This is a genomic window from Streptomyces sp. NPDC057486 (assembly GCF_042802415.1).
GTDB classification, from domain to species: domain Bacteria; phylum Actinomycetota; class Actinomycetes; order Streptomycetales; family Streptomycetaceae; genus Streptomyces; species Streptomyces yanii.
Genome location: NZ_JBHVEE010000065.1, coordinates 1 through 15,239 on the forward strand (window position 1 = coordinate 1; position 15,239 = coordinate 15,239).

Annotated in this window: 16 protein-coding genes and 1 pseudogene; 10 read left to right on the forward strand and 7 right to left on the reverse strand. The window is 69.8% G+C overall.

Going from position 1 to position 15,239, the window contains the following annotated elements:
* Positions 1-518: 518 nt before the first annotated feature.
* The 6 genes from ACFU6I_RS27090 (at position 519) to ACFU6I_RS27115 (ending at position 6,677) form a co-directional block, all read left to right on the forward strand.
* Complete coding sequence (locus ACFU6I_RS27090; RefSeq protein ID WP_384371401.1) at positions 519-1,352, forward strand: M55 family metallopeptidase; 834 nt, start codon at positions 519-521, stop codon at positions 1,350-1,352.
* A complete protein-coding gene (locus ACFU6I_RS27095) occupies positions 1,345-2,688 on the forward strand; it encodes a M20/M25/M40 family metallo-hydrolase (protein ID WP_384371403.1) in 1,344 nt (447 codons plus the stop codon). The genes ACFU6I_RS27090 and ACFU6I_RS27095 overlap by 8 nt, the downstream gene beginning before the upstream one ends.
* Before the next feature lie 21 nt (positions 2,689-2,709).
* Positions 2,710-4,695 carry a prolyl oligopeptidase family serine peptidase gene (locus ACFU6I_RS27100; RefSeq protein ID WP_384371405.1) on the forward strand — a complete coding sequence of 662 codons (1,986 nt, stop codon included), beginning with the start codon at positions 2,710-2,712 and terminating at the stop codon, positions 4,693-4,695.
* Positions 4,692-5,636, forward strand: coding sequence for an LD-carboxypeptidase (locus tag ACFU6I_RS27105; protein WP_384371407.1), 945 nt, complete (start codon positions 4,692-4,694; stop codon positions 5,634-5,636). Before ACFU6I_RS27100 ends, ACFU6I_RS27105 begins: the two co-directional genes overlap by 4 nt.
* A 192-nt stretch (positions 5,637-5,828) precedes the next feature.
* On the forward strand, positions 5,829-6,068 hold the full coding sequence (locus ACFU6I_RS27110) for a LapA family protein (protein ID WP_345511256.1): 240 nt from the start codon (positions 5,829-5,831) through the stop codon (positions 6,066-6,068).
* Positions 6,069-6,095: 27 nt separating this feature from the next.
* The gene (locus ACFU6I_RS27115) at positions 6,096-6,677 is read left to right on the forward strand and encodes a GNAT family N-acetyltransferase (protein WP_384371409.1); all 582 of its coding nucleotides are present in this window, start codon (positions 6,096-6,098) and stop codon (positions 6,675-6,677) included.
* A 49-nt stretch (positions 6,678-6,726) separates the two neighbouring features.
* On the opposite strand, the gene ACFU6I_RS27120 is transcribed toward ACFU6I_RS27115, so the two are convergent.
* The 3 genes from ACFU6I_RS27120 to ACFU6I_RS27130 all read right to left on the reverse strand — a co-directional run bounded on the left by ACFU6I_RS27120 (position 6,727) and on the right by ACFU6I_RS27130 (position 8,693).
* Complete coding sequence (locus ACFU6I_RS27120) at positions 6,727-7,449, reverse strand: carbon-nitrogen hydrolase family protein (RefSeq protein ID WP_384371411.1); 723 nt, start codon at positions 7,447-7,449, stop codon at positions 6,727-6,729.
* Between the two features lie 288 nt (positions 7,450-7,737).
* Positions 7,738-8,001, reverse strand: a complete 264-nt coding sequence (locus ACFU6I_RS27125) for a helix-turn-helix domain-containing protein (RefSeq protein ID WP_384371413.1) — start codon at positions 7,999-8,001, stop codon at positions 7,738-7,740.
* A complete protein-coding gene (locus ACFU6I_RS27130; protein ID WP_384371415.1) occupies positions 8,001-8,693 on the reverse strand; it encodes a DUF2975 domain-containing protein in 693 nt (230 codons plus the stop codon). The genes ACFU6I_RS27125 and ACFU6I_RS27130 overlap by 1 nt, the downstream gene beginning before the upstream one ends.
* 216 nt (positions 8,694-8,909) lie before the next feature.
* Between ACFU6I_RS27130 and ACFU6I_RS27135 the strand changes: the two genes are divergently transcribed.
* Positions 8,910-9,458 carry a YciI family protein gene (locus tag ACFU6I_RS27135; RefSeq protein ID WP_384371483.1) on the forward strand — a complete coding sequence of 183 codons (549 nt, stop codon included), beginning with the start codon at positions 8,910-8,912 and terminating at the stop codon, positions 9,456-9,458.
* A 217-nt stretch (positions 9,459-9,675) separates the two neighbouring features.
* Here the strand turns inward: ACFU6I_RS27135 and ACFU6I_RS27140 are convergent, their stop codons facing one another.
* The gene (locus tag ACFU6I_RS27140; protein ID WP_384371485.1) at positions 9,676-10,212 is read right to left on the reverse strand and encodes a GNAT family N-acetyltransferase; all 537 of its coding nucleotides are present in this window, start codon (positions 10,210-10,212) and stop codon (positions 9,676-9,678) included.
* A 371-nt stretch (positions 10,213-10,583) separates the two neighbouring features.
* Here ACFU6I_RS27140 and ACFU6I_RS27145 point away from each other — a divergent pair, with 371 nt between their 5' ends.
* Positions 10,584-10,892 carry a hypothetical protein gene (locus ACFU6I_RS27145; RefSeq protein ID WP_384371417.1) on the forward strand — a complete coding sequence of 103 codons (309 nt, stop codon included), beginning with the start codon at positions 10,584-10,586 and terminating at the stop codon, positions 10,890-10,892.
* Positions 10,893-10,991: 99 nt separating this feature from the next.
* On the opposite strand, the gene ACFU6I_RS27150 is transcribed toward ACFU6I_RS27145, so the two are convergent.
* Complete coding sequence (locus tag ACFU6I_RS27150; protein WP_384371419.1) at positions 10,992-11,846, reverse strand: AraC family transcriptional regulator; 855 nt, start codon at positions 11,844-11,846, stop codon at positions 10,992-10,994.
* On the opposite strand from ACFU6I_RS27150, the gene ACFU6I_RS27155 reads away from it, so the two are divergent.
* Positions 11,845-12,324, forward strand: a complete 480-nt coding sequence (locus tag ACFU6I_RS27155; RefSeq protein WP_384371421.1) for a DUF2000 family protein — start codon at positions 11,845-11,847, stop codon at positions 12,322-12,324. The genes ACFU6I_RS27150 and ACFU6I_RS27155 overlap by 2 nt on opposite strands.
* A 66-nt stretch (positions 12,325-12,390) precedes the next feature.
* The gene (locus tag ACFU6I_RS27160; RefSeq protein WP_384371423.1) at positions 12,391-12,597 is read left to right on the forward strand and encodes a hypothetical protein; all 207 of its coding nucleotides are present in this window, start codon (positions 12,391-12,393) and stop codon (positions 12,595-12,597) included.
* Here the strand turns inward: ACFU6I_RS27160 and ACFU6I_RS27165 are convergent.
* Positions 12,554-12,789: pseudogene (locus ACFU6I_RS27165) on the reverse strand (response regulator transcription factor); the annotation flags it as partial. The gene ACFU6I_RS27160 and the pseudogene ACFU6I_RS27165 overlap by 44 nt on opposite strands.
* 169 nt (positions 12,790-12,958) lie before the next feature.
* The gene (locus tag ACFU6I_RS27170; protein WP_384371425.1) at positions 12,959-15,181 is read right to left on the reverse strand and encodes an NADP-dependent isocitrate dehydrogenase; all 2,223 of its coding nucleotides are present in this window, start codon (positions 15,179-15,181) and stop codon (positions 12,959-12,961) included.
* Positions 15,182-15,239 lie beyond the last annotated feature (58 nt).

Consider the following 15,239-nt stretch of genomic DNA (forward strand, 5'->3'; position numbering starts at 1 on the left):
GTCGTGCGGGGCGCCGACGACGGAGGCCGACCACTGACGCCCTTCCCCGGCGAGCGGTGCAGGAGCACACGGTGGGGGACGACGAGGACTTTGAGCGGTCGCCCCCTTCCCCGTGGGACGGAGCCGTGGGGCGAGGCCGTGACAGGTGACCCGATTCGCCGGTCGGCATGCGGTCGTGAGCCGTCATCACCCGGACGGCCGAACGATGTCACACCACTGCGAACGGGCCACGGCATGCCGGTTGTGGCCCGGGCACGGGATCCGGGCCGATGGAGGCACGGCACCGGGTTCCCCTCTCCGACCGGCCGTCCGACTGACCCTGCATTGGACTGGACCTCTGGAGCTGACGACACCTCTGGCCTGGGACTCCGCCGCCGCGTACGGTGTTGCCGCATGAAGATCTCCCTTCGCGAACGGCCGCTTCGGGAGCCTGTCGGGTGTTCCTCCGGGGCGGAGGCCGGCAACCGTTGTCACGGCCGGAGCGCATGCCTGCTGACCTGCGAGAGGACCGATACACCGTGAAGATCCTCATCAGTGCGGACATGGAAGGCGCCACGGGCGTGACCTGGCCGGCCGATGTGCTGCCCGGGACGCCGCAGTGGGAGCGCTGCCGATCGATGTTCACCTCCGACGTCAACGCGGCGGCCCTCGGCTTCTACGACGGAGGCGCCGACGAGGTACTGATCAACGAGGCCCACTGGTCCATGCGCAACCTGCTGCTGGAGCGGCTCGACGAGCGGGTCCAGATGCTCACCGGGAGACACAAGCCCCTGAGCATGGTGGAGGGCATCCAGCACGGTGACGTCGACGCGATCGCCTTCGTCGGCTACCACACGGGTGCCGGTACGGAGGGCGTGCTCGCCCACACATACCTGGCCAACTCCATCACCGGCGTCTGGCTGAACGGGGTCCGCGCCAGCGAGGGGCTGCTCAACGCGCATGTGGCCGCGGAGTACGGCGTGCCCGTCGTCCTCGTCACCGGCGACGACCTGACCTGCGTGGACGCCGAAGGTTACGCCCCCGCCGCCCGCAAGGTCGCGGTGAAGGACCATGTGTCGCGATACGCCGCGGTGTGCCGGACCCCCGCACGTACCGCGGCCGACATCCGCGCGGCCGCCAAGGAGGCCACCTCGCTCGCCGGGCGCCTCGAGCCGGTACAGGGCGGACCGTTCGCGGTGGAGCTGGAGTTCGATGCCGAGCATCTGGCCGCGGCGGCCACTGTCGTTCCCGGCGTGGCGCCCAGTGGTGAGCGGCGCGTCGCCTTCACGGGCGCGACGATGTACGAAGGTATTCGCACGTTCAAGGCGGTGACGACGATCGTGTCGTCCGCCGTGGAGGAACAGTATGGCTGAGGCGACCACCCCCCAGGAATCCGTCGACGACCTGGCCCTCGACGAATCCGTGACGTTCACGTCCGAACTGATCCGGATCGACACGACCAACCGGGGCGGCGGCGACTGCCGCGAGCGCCCGGCCGCCGAGTACGTCGCCGAACGGCTGGCCGCGGCCGGACTGGAGCCCCGGCTGCTCGAACGCACCCCGGGCCGCACCAACGTGGTCGCCAGGATCGAGGGCACCGACCCGTCCGCCGACGCGCTCCTCGTCCACGGGCATCTCGACGTCGTGCCCGCCGAGGCCGACGACTGGACCGTGCACCCCTTCTCCGGGGAGGTCCGCGACGGTGTCGTCTGGGGCCGCGGCGCCATCGACATGAAGAACATGGACGCGATGGTCCTTGCCGTCGTCCGGGCCTGGGCCAGGGCCGGTGTCCGGCCCCGCCGTGACATCGTGATCGCGTACACCGCCGACGAGGAGGCCAGCGCGGAGGACGGCTCCGGCTTCCTGGCCGACCGGCACCCCGAACTCTTCGAAGGGTGCACGGAGGGCATCAGCGAATCCGGCGCCTTCACCTTCCACGCCGGACCGGGGATGCCGCTCTACCCCATCGCCGCGGGCGAGCGCGGCACCGGATGGCTGAAGCTCACCGCCCACGGAAAGGCCGGGCACGGCTCCAAGGTCAACAGGGCGAACGCGGTCACCGCGCTCGCCGCGGCCGTCGCCCGGATCGGCACGCACGAATGGCCGGTGCGGCTCACCCCGACCGTACGCGCCGCCCTCACCGAGATCGCCGCCCTGCACGGCATCCGAGCCGATGTCGACGCCCCCGGGTTCGACGTGGACGAACTGCTCGGAAAGCTCGGACCGGCCGCGGCCCTGGTCGAGCCGACCGTCAGGAACAGTTCCAACCCGACGATGCTCGAAGCCGGGTACAAGGTCAATGTGATCCCCGGCCATGCCCTCGCATACATCGACGGCCGGACGGTGCCCGGTGGCGAGGACGAGTTCCACGCCACCCTGGACCGGCTGACCGGACCGGACGTCGACTGGGAGTTCCACCACCGCGAGGTCGCTCTGCAGGCACCGGTCGACTCACCGACGTACGCGAAACTGCGTGCCGCCGTCGAACGCTTCGACCCGGACGGCCACGTCGTGCCGTACTGCATGTCGGGCGGCACGGACGCCAAGCAGTTCTCCCGGCTCGGCATCACCGGCTACGGCTTCTCACCGCTGAAGCTCACGGTCGGCTTCGACTACCAGGCGCTCTTCCACGGCGTCGACGAACGCGTGCCCGTCGAGGCACTGCACTTCGGCGTCCGCGTACTCGACCACTATCTGCGCACGGCCTGACCCGCACGGGGGGATTGAACAGTGTCCACAGGGGCCTACGGAACATGGCCGTCGCCGATCGACGCACGGCTGGCCGCCTCGCACGACGGGCGCCCGGAGTACGTCGGCGCGGTCGGCGACGAGGTGTGGTGGACGGAGCCGCGCCCGGCCGAGGCGGGCCGCCGCGCCCTGGTCCGCCGCCGGGCGGACGGGACCACCGAATCCGTGCTGCCCGTTCCGTGGAACGTCCGCAGCCGCGTCATCGAGTACGGCGGACTGCCCTGGGCCGGGGCCGGACGTGCCGAGGCCGGACCGCTGATCGTCTTCGTGAACTTCACCGACCAGCGGCTGTACGCGTACGCGCCCGACGGGCCCGACGAGCCATGGCCGCTCACCCCGGTCTCGGCCGTCGGCGGCGGATTGCGCTGGGTCGACCCGCAGCTGCGCCTCGACCGGGGAGAGCGGGGCGAAGTGTGGTGCGTCCTGGAGGAGTTCACCGGCGAGGCGCCCACCGATGTGCGCCGGGTGATCGCCGCCGTACCGCTGGACGGATCGGCGGCCGACGACCGCGGCGCGGTACGCGAACTCTCCGACGGCCGACACCGCTTCGTGACCGGTCCGAAGCTGTCGCCCGACGGGCGGCGTGTGGCATGGATCGCCTGGGACCATCCGCGGATGCCGTGGGACGGCACCGAGGTGATGCTCGCAGACGTCACCGACGACGGTACGTTCCGCAGCGCCTCGAGCTTCGGCGGCGGCCCCGGGGAATCGGTGCCGCAGATCGAATGGACCACCGACGGACAGCTCCTCTTCGCAAGTGACCGCAGCGGCTGGTGGAACCTGTACCGCGCCGATCCGCACCGAGGCGCGGTGGCGCTCTGCACACGGGAGCAGGAGTTCGCCGGGCCGCTCTGGAAGATCGGGCTCAGCTGGTTCCGTCCGCTGGAGAACGGACTGATCGCCACCATCCACGGCAAGGGCACCACCACCCTCGGCATCCTCGACCCCGAGACCGGCGAACTCGCCGACACCGCCGGTCCCTGGACCGAGTGGGCCGAGACACTCGCCGTTCACGGCAGCCGGGTCGTCGGCGTCGCCGCGGGCCCGCAGAGCGCATACGAGGTCGTGGAGTTGGACACCGCGACGGGCCGCACCCGGATCATCGGGGCGCAGCACCGCGACGATGCCGACCCCGCCTATTACCCCGAACCTCACCAGCGCACCTTCACCGGGCCCGACGGCCGCGACATCCACGCCCATATCTACCCGCCGCGCAACCCCGAACGGGGCGGCCCGGAAGGCGAGTTGCCGCCCTATGTGGTGTGGGCGCATGGTGGCCCCACCGGGCATGCCGCGCTCGTCCTCGACCTGGAGATCGCCTATTTCACCTCGCGCGGCATCGGCGTCGCCGAGGTCAATTACGGCGGCTCCACCGGTTACGGCAGGGCCTACCGCAACCGGCTGCGCGAACAGTGGGGCATCGTCGACGTGGAGGACTGCGCCGCCGTAGCCCGGGCGCTGGCAGCCGAGGGAACGGCCGACCCGGACCGGCTCGCCATCCGCGGCGGCAGCGCCGGCGGCTGGACCACCGCCGCCTCGCTGACCAGCACCGACGTGTACGCCTGCGGCACTGTCATCTATCCCATCCTCGACCTGACCGGCTGGGGCACCGACGAGACCCATGACTTCGAGTCGCAGTACCTGGAGTCCCTGATCGGCCCGCTCGCCGAGGTCCCGGACCGGTACCGCGCGCGGTCGCCGATCAACCGCACCGACCGGCTGACCACCCCGTTCCTGCTGCTCCAGGGGCTGGACGACGTGATCTGCCCACCGGTCCAGTGCGAGCGGTTCCTGACCGCCGTCGAAGGGCGAGGCATCCCGCACGCGTATCTCACGTTCGAGGGGGAGAGTCATGGATTCCGGCGTACCGACACCATGATCGCCGCATTGGAGGCCGAACTCTCCCTCTACGCCCAGACCTTCGGCATCGACCGCCCCGACGTACCGCAACTGGAGCTGAAGAAGTGACGCTGACTCCTCTGACCCGCGCCGCCCGTCTACGACCGGGTGCCAGGGTCGCCGTCGTGTCACCCAGCGGTCCGGTGCCGGACGACCGCCTGGAGGCGGGCCTGGACGTGCTGCGCGGCTGGGGCCTGGAGCCTGTCGAGATGCCCCATGTCCGCGATCTGCACCCGGAGTTGGGTTATCTCGCCGGTACGGACGAGGCGCGCGCCCGCGACCTCGAACAGGCGTGGTGCGACCCGTCGTTCGATGCGGTGCTGTGCGCCCGCGGCGGGTACGGGGCGCACCGCATGGTCGACCTGGTCGACTGGGCGGCGATGCGCGCGGCCGGACCCAAGGTATTCGTCGGCTACAGCGACATCACCGTGCTCCATGAGGCGTTCGCCCGGCGCATGGGGCTCGCGACGCTGCACGGCCCGATGGTCGCCGCGGAGACCTTCCTCAAGGACCCGGACACCCAGGAGTCGCTGCGGGCCACCCTGTTCGAGCCTGAGTCGGTGCGGACCCTCGGCCTTCGTACGGCCGGGGTGCTGGCGCCCGGCCGGGCCCGTGGCATCACGTACGGCGGCTGTGTGAGCCTGCTCGCCGCCGACATCGGCACTCCGTACGCCCGGACGTCCGCCCGGGGCGGACTGCTGATGATCGAGGACACGACGGAGGATCCGTACCGCCTCGACCGCATCTTCACCCAACTCCTGAGGGCCGGTGCGCTGTCCGGGGTGTCCGGGGTCGCCTGCGGATCCTGGCAGGGCTGCGAACCGTACGAGGAGGTGCGTGCGGTCCTGGCCGACCGGCTCGGCGGGCTTGGCGTGCCCGTTGTCGAGGAGCTGGGCTTCGGCCACGGCCCGACGGCGTTGACGATTCCGCTCGGCGTGCCCGCGGTGCTGGACGCGCCGGAGGGCGGCGGCCCCGGCACGCTCACCGTCGAGGTGCCCGCGCTGATCTGAACGCACTCCGGAGTCGTCGGCAGCCCGCAGGGCACCGGTGTGCCGGAGCCTCCGGTGGTCGCAGGACCGGTGAACCGATCCGGAGCGGACCGTCACCTGTACGGCCGCACGCCACCGCCCCCGGGAGCGGGATGGGGGCATCCTGGAGTCGGCGGGGTGGTGGCGCACCAGGACCAGGGAAGGGGCCCAGCCATGAGCCCGAAGGACGTATCGAGCGGCGGCAAGGGCGGCGTCGGACCGTTCTCACCGTCCCGCATCGTTGTCCTCGTCATCGCGGTCCTGTCGATCGTCTTCATCGCCGAGAACACCGGCGAGGTCACCATCCGTCTGTTGATCCCGCTGGTGACGCTGCCCCTGTACGTGGTGCTGATCGCGATGTTCGTGGCCGGCATGGTGTGCGGCGGCTATCTGTTCCGCCGCCGTCCCAAGTGAGCCCGGCGCGCTGTCTACGCTGGCCGGATGTCTGACAACGTCTACCTGGTGGAGGGCCCGCGCGTGGGGATCCGCCCCTTCACCGCCGCGGACGCCGAGGAGTTCACCGGCCGGGCCAAGGAGAGCGGCGGTCTGCACCGCCCGTGGCTGTTCCCGCCGGACGGCCCGCGTGCGTACGCCGCTTACGCGGGCCGGCTGATCGAGGACCCGGCAAAGGCGGGCTTCCTCGTCTGCGAACGCACAGCCGTCGCCGACGGGAACGGGACCGTGGCCGGCAGCGGCCCCATCGCAGGCTTCATCAACATCAACAACATCGTCGGCGGCGCCTTCCGCTGCGGCGCACTGGGCTACGGAGCGTTCGTCCATGCGGCCGGGCGCGGCCTGATGAGCGAGGGCCTCGACCTGGTCCTGCGGTACGCCTTCGGCCCGCTCGCCCTGCACCGCCTGGAAGCGAACATCCAACCCGGCAACAAGGGCTCGATCGCCCTGGTGCGCCGGGCCGGCTTCCGCCTCGAAGGCCTCTCCCCGGACTTCCTCCTCATCGACGGGGCGTGGCGGGACCACGAACGGTGGGCGATCACGTCGGAGATGCTCGCCCCAGGTCCTTGATCCGGCAGAAGGGCCCCAGGGGGCCCCGTCCTGATCCGCCGGACACGCCTCAGGCAGGCACGGCTCCCCCGAGCGTCGCGGACACCACGGCGCCGGGCTCCGGACCGGCCTGCACGACCACGGCTCCGTCAGGCCCCCAGACACCGGAACCGCCGGACGTCTCCGGATACGTACCGCTGGCCCCCGCCGAGGTGGCCAGCACCACCCACACCCCGTGAGCGAGCGCCCGCTCCCTCATGTGCCCGTCGCGCCGGGCCGCCGACTCGGGACCCGCGCCGTAGAGCGTGCCGGCCACATACGCGTCGATGCCCAGCGCGGCGGTCTCGGCGGCGTGTTCCGGGACGGCGGCGTCGTAACACACCGCAAGGCCCAGCCGCACGCCGTCGACCACCAGGACCTGCGGCTTCTCTCCCGGGGCGAAGCGATCGAACTCCTCGCCGTGCAGCCACATCTTCCGGTAGACGACCCGCGCGCCCTCTTCCGTGACGGCCAGCACGGCGATGTACTCACGCCCGTCCGCCTCGCGCACCGGTGCCCCGACCAGAGCCGTCGCTCCGGTGGTGCGGCACGCGGAGACGATCGGCCGGAGGCGGGCGTCGTCGGGCGAGACGGCCGGGGCAGCGAGGTCGTAGCCCGTCAGTGACAGCTCCGGGAAGACGATCAGCCGAGCCTTCGCGTCCCTGATCGCCTCGGCATGGGCTGCGGCGTTCGCGGCAACGCCGAGATGCTCGCAGACGGGCTGGGCGACGGCGACGGTGAGTGGTGCGGGCATGTGCTGCTCCGAATCGGTCGGCTGCTCGGACGGCGGAGCTGTCCCGAGGTGGCCGCCCCTCGACATACTCGCAGCTCACCGGCGGTCGCACCGTACCCGGGGCCGGGACGGGCCGGTATCGCGAGGACCGGGAGACGCCGCTCGGCACGGAACGCAGTGGGAAGCGCTGTGGCCGGTCCGGTTCGCGGAGCTCCGGGGGCGCGGCGTACGCCCGTCACCCGGGCCGACGGATCATGGCGGGGGTTGCCGCTGGGCCTGCACGAGACCGCGGCGTCGGCCCGGCCCGCCTCACAGGGCTGTCGGCGGGCGCCCGCGCCCGTGTTCGGTGCTCCGGTACGTGAGCAGGTCGCCCGGCTGGCAGTCGAGGACCTCGCAGATGCGGGTCAGCGTGGTGAAGCGGATCGCGCGGGCCCGGCCGTTCTTCAGGATGGACAGGTTCACGTTGGTCACCCCGACCCGGGACGCGAGTTCCGCAAGGGTCATGCCGCGCTCGCTGAGCACACGGTCGAGATGGACCTCGATCGCGTGGCTGTCGTGGTCGTCCGGCGCCATCACACCGTTCCTTCCAGATCCTCCCGCATGTCAGCCCCGGCGCGCATGATGCGGGCGAACGTGAGGATGCCCAGGGCTGTGAAGACGAGTGCGTAGGGCGCCTGCCAGTTCTCCCCCCAGCTGTCCGCGTCGAAGGTGTAGTCCTGGACCAGGGTCGCCAGCAGTGCCGCGTGCGCGCCGGCTTCCACCACCTCCGCAACCAGGCAGCCGACCAGCAGCCACCAGCCTGCGAGCCGCAGGTGTTTCGCCGTCCGTACGGTGAAGACGCCCTGGCGGGACGCGCCGCGTATCAAGCGGTTGAGGAGGAACAGGATACCCAGGACCAGCAGCCACGAGGGGAAGCCGCCGAGGAAGTCGAACAGCCGCTGGGCACCGTCGGCGTGATCAGTGCAGTACGACGGGCGGGCCATGACCTCGACCCCCGCATGGGGTCGGAACAGGCGGGTGAACCCGTCCGCGCTGAATTGCGAGCGGGAATCGACACACACGTACGAACCGCCCAACCCCAGGCCCAGCTTGGTGCCGACCAGGGGTCCCACGGCGCCGACGACGAGGCCCACGAGAAACAGTCGGTAGACGCCCCGGACCACAGTGGCGACCGGCTCCAGCAGCCTGGCCTCGGCGCGGTCGTCATGTGACGGTGGCCCATCCGGTAGCTCGGCTCCGTTGGATTTCTGTACCTCAGCAGACATCGGCAACCGCCCCCATATCGAATATCGATGCTATCGAAGAACGATAAGAGCAACCGCTCGGGTGGTCAACACTTCTGAGCACCCGTCGACGCCCCGCAACTCCTGACCCGTACCTCTCTCCGAGGTGGGCGGGGTACTCACGCCGGATCGCCGCGTACCAAGTGGAGCTGCTCAATTCGATGTTCGCCGGGACGGGTGCTCGTCCAGACTGTGGGCATGGAGTTCTTCTGCTACCACCGCGACCGGCCCGACTCCGTGGCGTTGCGCAACGAGCTGCTGGAACAGCACTGGTCCTACATGGACCAGTACGACAAGGAGATGATCGCCCGCGGCCCGACCCTCACCGGCGACGGTGACGCGCCCACCGGCAGCGTGCACATCCTCGACTTGCCGGATCCCGCCTCCGCCCGCGCGTTCGCCTTCGACGAGCCCGGCTACCAGGCCGGCGTCTACCGGGACGTGCTGCTGCGCCGATGGCGCAACATGCTGGGGCGCACCATGTGGGACTTCCCCGGTGGCCGCACCGGTGGCAACCGGTACCTGGTGCTCGGCCTCGGCATGGGGCAGGCCGTCGACCTCGTCGTGCCGCCGGACCGGGACGAGTTGATTGCGTACGGGCCGCTGCTGTCCGACGACGGCACCAGCTGGCTCGGTACGGCGGCGCTGGTCCGGGCGCCGGACCCGGACACGGCACGTGCCGTGCTGACCCCGGATCGGTATGCCGACATCGAGGTCCACAACTGGCAGTTCGGCGGTCGACCTTGATGAACCGAGGGCGTCCGGACAGCACTGAAGTGCCGAGCTGACCAAGCCGCGGACGAGGGAGCGCTGTCGGTGGCCGACGCCACCGACAGCGTCAGCCTGCGGCGGGGCCGGCACGCGTGCTTCGGGCGTGGATCGGACTCGCTGACGGGGCCGCTGCATCCGAAAAAGGTGACACACGGGTCAGGGACGTTGATCGTGAGTGAGCCCGCACCGCGCTTCAGCCCAGGGTGACTCGATAGACGGTCGACTCCCTCCGTCGGAAACCCGCCCGCTCGTACAAGAGGTTCGCAGCCTCTCGCGAAGGCCGCGATGTGAGGTCGACGGTTCGAGCTCCCGCGTCCGCGGCCAGGCCGAGGGCCTTGTCGATCAGGACTCTGCCGACCCCGTGGCCACGTGCGGCGGCATCGACCACCACGTCCTCGATGTGAGCCCGCAGACCGGACGGCAAGGGGGACATCACCAGCGTCAACGTCCCGACGATCACGCCCTCGACACGGGCCACCAGCAACGTGTTGGTACTGGCAGCCGTCAATCTCTCCACTGCTTCATGGCTCAGGGGCTTTGCCCGGGACGACAGCTGCGGAAGGAGACGGGCAAACGCCTCCACCACTTCGTCGGTCGCCTCGCGAACGACCTCGGTCTCAACGTTCATGCTCTGGAATCTATCGGCCCCTGACCTTGTCCTGGGGGCGTTGCTCGTAGCGGCCCGGTGAGTCCGCTGCGTCGGATTGCGCGGCTCTTCTGCCGCCCACAACGAGATTGCCTCTCTATTTCTCTGCCATTGCTCCATGCGGGTGATGTGGGCCTTTGGGGCGTCACCGGCGAAGAGGGAGGGTGCAGGTCGGACGTCACGGGCTCGGGCTCGGCCGTCGGCTGCTGACCTGCGGGTTCGAGGAGATTCCGGTTCAAGATGCTGGACGGGGCAGGTGCTATTAACGTGATGGTTGTGAGAGTTGCAACCGGGGCGCGCCCCTGGGCGGCAAGGTTCCCGAAGGGTGGGAGCCGATCATCCGCGAGACGTGCTCCCGTTTCGAGCTGTGACCTCTGCGAACCGCGCCGCATGTTCCGCGTGCGCTGTGCCCGTCCACCTTCGATCTTCAGTGGTGGAAGGAAAGGTAAGGACTCATGCGAGCACCTCATATCAAGCGTTCTCTCGCTGTAGTAGCCGCCGGTGTGATGCTGGCCGGTGGCGCCGCTGTCGGGGCGGCGGGTACGGCCACGGCGGCTCCTGCCCACGCGACCTCCGTGGCCAGCTATTCCAACGACTGGTGCGGTTGGTGGAACAACTGCTACGGGTACGGCTACGACAACGGCTACGGCTATGACAACGGCTACGGCTACGGCTACAGCTATGACAACGGCTACGGCTACGGCCCCGTAGCCATCGTCCTGGTGACCGCACCTGGCATCTACGGCGGCTACGGCGGCTACTGAGCCAACTTCGGGAAAGGCGGATCGGACGGTCCTCTCGAACGAGGGGACCGTTTTCATGGGGGCATGGGTGGTGTGGCGGCATGCGCGGACGGTCCGCCATCAGCGGATGGCCCCGGTTCGGGCGTACCGGCCCGGGGTGATGCCCACCACCCGCTTGAAGTGCCGCGTGAGGTGGGACTGGTCGTAGAAGCCGACGGCGGTCGCTACCTCGCCCGCCGGCTGTCCGTCGAGCAGCCGACGGCGGGCCAGGTCGACGCGACGGGACATCACGTACTGGTGGGGGGCGATGCCGAAGGCGCGGCTGAAGGCTCGTACGAGATGCGTGGGGTGGGCGTGCACCAGGCGCGCGGCCTCTTCCAGGGTGATGCCTTCGAGCAGGCGCTCGTCGAGAAGGTCACGCAGGTTCCGGGCGATGTCGCGGTCGGGCCCCGCGGTACCGAGGGCCGGCCCGGGGCGCAGGTGCGTGCGCAGTCGCTCGCCGATGAAGGCCAGACGGCTCTCCGCCTCGAACTCGTCTCCCCGGTTCGCGAGAGCGGTATGAAGCTGTCCGACGCGTCTGCGGAGCAGGGGATCGGTGAGGTCCGGGCCGTCCACTGCCGGCCCGATGAGGCTCTCGTCCAGTTGCGTCGTGTCGAGGTAGACCACGCGCTTGCGAAAGCCGTGAGGGGTGGCCGGTGAGCCGTTGTGGGGGATCTGCGGCGGGAGCAGACTCACGGTGTCGCTCGGGGTGCCGCGCTCGTAGCGGTCGAGATCGTAGCGAACCGCGCCGTCATCGACGATCAGCAACGTCCAGGCATCGTGGACGTGCATGGGGTACGCGTGCTCGGTGAAGTGTGCGTGGAAAACCTCCACGACGCCCGCGACTGAGGGGCGCCAAGCGGAGATCTCCTGCCGGGGCGTCACGCAAAGAACGTACAAGACGCAGAGGGCGCGGACCCTGGAGTCTCGAAGCATGAGAACTGACGAGAAGACCGAGGCCGGAACCGGGGTTGAGACCGGTCGGGGCAATGAGAATGTGCCTGTCCGCTTCGACACCAAGATCGCTGTCCTGTTGCGGGAGGATCTTGAGTCCTGGCAGCGGCTGAATGTGACCGCCTTCCTGCTCAGCGGGCTCGGCACGGCGTCACCCGAGGTGATCGGCGAGCCGTACAGGGACGCCGACGACACTGCGTACCTGCCGATGTTCCGCCAGCCCGTGCTGGTCTTCGAAGGAACGAAGGAGATGCTGACCGCTGCGCACGGCCGTGTGCTGTCGCGCTCGCTGCCGAGAGCCGTGTTCACCTCGGATCTGTTCGGCACGGGCAACGACCGGGACAACCGGGCAGCGGTACGCGCCGTGGGAAGGGACCAGCTCGATCTGGTGGGGATGGCCGTCTACGGGCCGCGCAACGCGGTGGACAAGGTCCTCAAGGGCGCGCGAATGCACCCCTGAGCGACTTCACATCCCGACGATTCCGATCATCGGGACCCGGGCGGTCGACGCCTTCCGAGGAGCGCGGTGAACGCCCCCGCACAGGACGGCACGGCCACCACGGGGATCACCGTCAAGGTCGCCGATCTTGGCGAGGTCGCCTTCGAGGAGGACTGTGCGCCGGCCTGGCAGGGCTGGGCGCATCAGGAGGATGCGGCGTTCTGGGTGGGCACGACGATGGGTGCACTGCTCAGCGGGGCAGCGTCACCGGGCCCGTCTCGTACGCGAGGATGACCAGCTGCACGCGGTCGCGGGCGTCGAGCTGAAAGAGCAGCCGCGTCACGTACGTCTTGATGGTCGCCGCACCAGCCCGGTGGCGATCTCGGTGTTGGACAGGGCGCGCCCTACGAGGGTGAGGATCTCCCGTTCTCGGTCGGTGATGCCGCCGAGCTGCCGCGCCGCGGGGGCGGGGGCGCGCCGTCCGGCCTCGAACACCGGGTGCTGCTGAAGGAGTTGACACCTCGTTCCGCCCCGGCCGCATGTGCGGCCGGGGCGGAACGGTCACCGCGGGTTTCGCGGGGACCGGCGACTGCCGGGGGCCAGTGCCCCTCCCGGCAAGCTTTGCCCCGTCGGGCAAACATTGCCGGTCAAGGCACTAGCCCAGGGAGGCGATGGCCTCGTTGAACGTCGCCGACGGGCGCATGACGGCCGACGCCTTGGCGGCGTCCGGACGGTAGTAGCCGCCGATGTCGACCGGAGAGCCCTGCACCGCGATGAGCTCGTCGACGATCGTCTGCTCCTGCTCGGTCAGCGTCTTGGCGAGACCGGCGAACGCCTCCGCGAGCTGCGCGTCGGCGGTCTGCTTCGCCAGCTCCTGGGCCCAGTACATGGCCAGGTAGAAGTGGCTGCCGCGGTTGTCGATACCGCCCAGCTTGCGGCTCGGCGACTTGTCCTCGTTGAGGAAGGTGCCGGTGGCGCGGTCGAGAGTGTCGGCGAGCACCTGGGCGCGCGCGTTGCCCGTCTTCTGCGCCAGGTGCTCGAAGCTGACCGCGAGCGCGAGGAACTCGCCCAGGCTGTCCCAGCGCAGGTAGTTCTCCTTGACCAGCTGCTGGACGTGCTTGGGAGCGGAGCCACCGGCGCCGGTCTCGAACAGGCCGCCGCCGTTCATCAGCGGGACGACCGAGAGCATCTTGGCGCTCGTGCCGAGCTCCAGGATCGGGAACAGGTCGGTCAGGTAGTCACGCAGCACGTTGCCGGTGACCGAGATCGTGTCCTCGCCCCGGCGGATGCGCTCCAGCGAGAACGCGGTCGCCTCGACCGGCGACAGGATCTTGATCTGCAGACCCTCGGTGTCGTGGTCGGCGAGGTACGTCCTGACCTTGGCGATGAGCGTCGCGTCGTGCGCGCGGCCCTCGTCCAGCCAGAACACGGCCGGGGTGCCGGTCGCGCGGGCGCGGGTGACGGCGAGCTTGACCCAGTCCTGGATCGGCAGGTCCTTGGTCTGGCACATGCGGAAGATGTCACCGGCGGCGACCGTCTGCTCCAGCACCACGTTGCCCGAACCGTCGACGACGCGGACCGTGCCCGGGGCGGCGATCTCGAAGGTCTTGTCGTGGCTGCCGTACTCCTCGGCCTTCTGCGCCATCAGACCGACGTTCGGCACCGAGCCCATCGTCGACGGGTCGAACGCGCCGTGCGCCCGGCAGTCGTCGATGACGGCCTGGTAGACGCCCGAATAGCTGCTGTCCGGAAGGACGGCCAGGGTGTCGGCCTCCTTGCCGTCCGGGCCCCACATGTGGCCGGAGGTGCGGATCATGGCGGGCATGGACGCGTCGACGATGACATCGCTCGGCACGTGCAGGTTGGTGATGCCGCGGTCGGAGTCGACCATCGCCAGGGCGGGACCCTCGGCGAGCTCGGCCTCGAAGGACGCCTTGATCTCGGCGCCCAGGTGCGGCACGCCGTCCAGGCCGTTGAGGATCGTGCCGAGGCCGTCGTTCGGCGACAGACCGGCGGCGATCAGCGCCTGGCCGTACTTCGCGAACGTCTTCGGGAAGAAGGCGCGCACCACGTGGCCGAAGACGATCGGGTCGGAGACCTTCATCATCGTGGCCTTCAGGTGTACGGAGAAGAGCACACCCTCGGCCTTGGCGCGGGCGATCTGCGCCTCGAGGAACTCGCGCAGGGCCGCCGCCCGCATCACGGACGCGTCGACGACCTCGCCCGCGAGCACGGGTACGGACTCGCGCAGGACGGTGGTGGTGCCGTCGTCACCGGCGAGCTCGATCCGCAGGGAGCCGGGCTCGGCAATGACGGCGGACTTCTCGGTGGAACGGAAGTCGTCGGCGTTCATCGTCGCGACGTTCGTCTTCGAGTCGGCCGTCCAGGCGCCCATGCGGTGCGGGTGCGTCTTGGCGTAGTTCTTCACCGACGCGGGGGCACGGCGGTCGGAGTTGCCCTCGCGCAGGACCGGGTTGACCGCGCTGCCCTTGATCTTGTCGTAGCGCGCGCGGACGTCCTTCTCCTCGTCCGTCTGCGGGTCGTCCGGGTAGTCGGGCAGCGCGTAGCCCTGCTGCTGCAGCTCGGCGATGGCCGCCTTCATCTGCGGGATCGACGCCGAGACGTTCGGCAGCTTGATGATGTTCGCGCCGGGCGTCTTGGCCAGCTCACCGAGCTCGGCGAGAGCGTCATCGATGCGCTGGTTCTCGTCGAGGTGCTCCGGGAAGCCGGCAACGATCCGCCCCGCCAGGGAGATGTCGCGGTTCTCCACGGTGACCCCGGCCGTCGAGGCGTACGCCTCGATCACAGGCAAGAACGAATACGTCGCCAGGGCCGGGGCCTCGTCGGTGTGCGTATAGATGATGGTCGAGTCAGTCACCGGGTGCTCCGCTCCACGTCTGCAACATTGCTTGATATCAAGATATCCCTTGACCGCC

Bases quoted from the DNA above. Each gene is read 5' to 3' on its own strand.
- ACFU6I_RS27095 (WP_384371403.1), top strand. From the start codon at position 1,345: ATGGCTGAGGCGACCACCCCCCAGGAATCCGTCGACGACCTGGCCCTC.
- ACFU6I_RS27110 (WP_345511256.1), top strand. From the start codon at position 5,829: ATGAGCCCGAAGGACGTATCGAGCGGCGGCAAGGGCGGCGTCGGACCG.
- ACFU6I_RS27115 (WP_384371409.1), top strand. From the start codon at position 6,096: ATGTCTGACAACGTCTACCTGGTGGAGGGCCCGCGCGTGGGGATCCGC.
- ACFU6I_RS27120 (WP_384371411.1), bottom strand. From the start codon at position 7,449: ATGCCCGCACCACTCACCGTCGCCGTCGCCCAGCCCGTCTGCGAGCAT.
- ACFU6I_RS27125 (WP_384371413.1), bottom strand. From the start codon at position 8,001: ATGGCGCCGGACGACCACGACAGCCACGCGATCGAGGTCCATCTCGAC.
- ACFU6I_RS27130 (WP_384371415.1), bottom strand. From the start codon at position 8,693: ATGTCTGCTGAGGTACAGAAATCCAACGGAGCCGAGCTACCGGATGGG.
- ACFU6I_RS27135 (WP_384371483.1), top strand. From the start codon at position 8,910: ATGGAGTTCTTCTGCTACCACCGCGACCGGCCCGACTCCGTGGCGTTG.
- ACFU6I_RS27145 (WP_384371417.1), top strand. From the start codon at position 10,584: ATGCGAGCACCTCATATCAAGCGTTCTCTCGCTGTAGTAGCCGCCGGT.
- ACFU6I_RS27155 (WP_384371421.1), top strand. From the start codon at position 11,845: ATGAGAACTGACGAGAAGACCGAGGCCGGAACCGGGGTTGAGACCGGT.
- ACFU6I_RS27150 (WP_384371419.1), bottom strand. From the start codon at position 11,846: ATGCTTCGAGACTCCAGGGTCCGCGCCCTCTGCGTCTTGTACGTTCTT.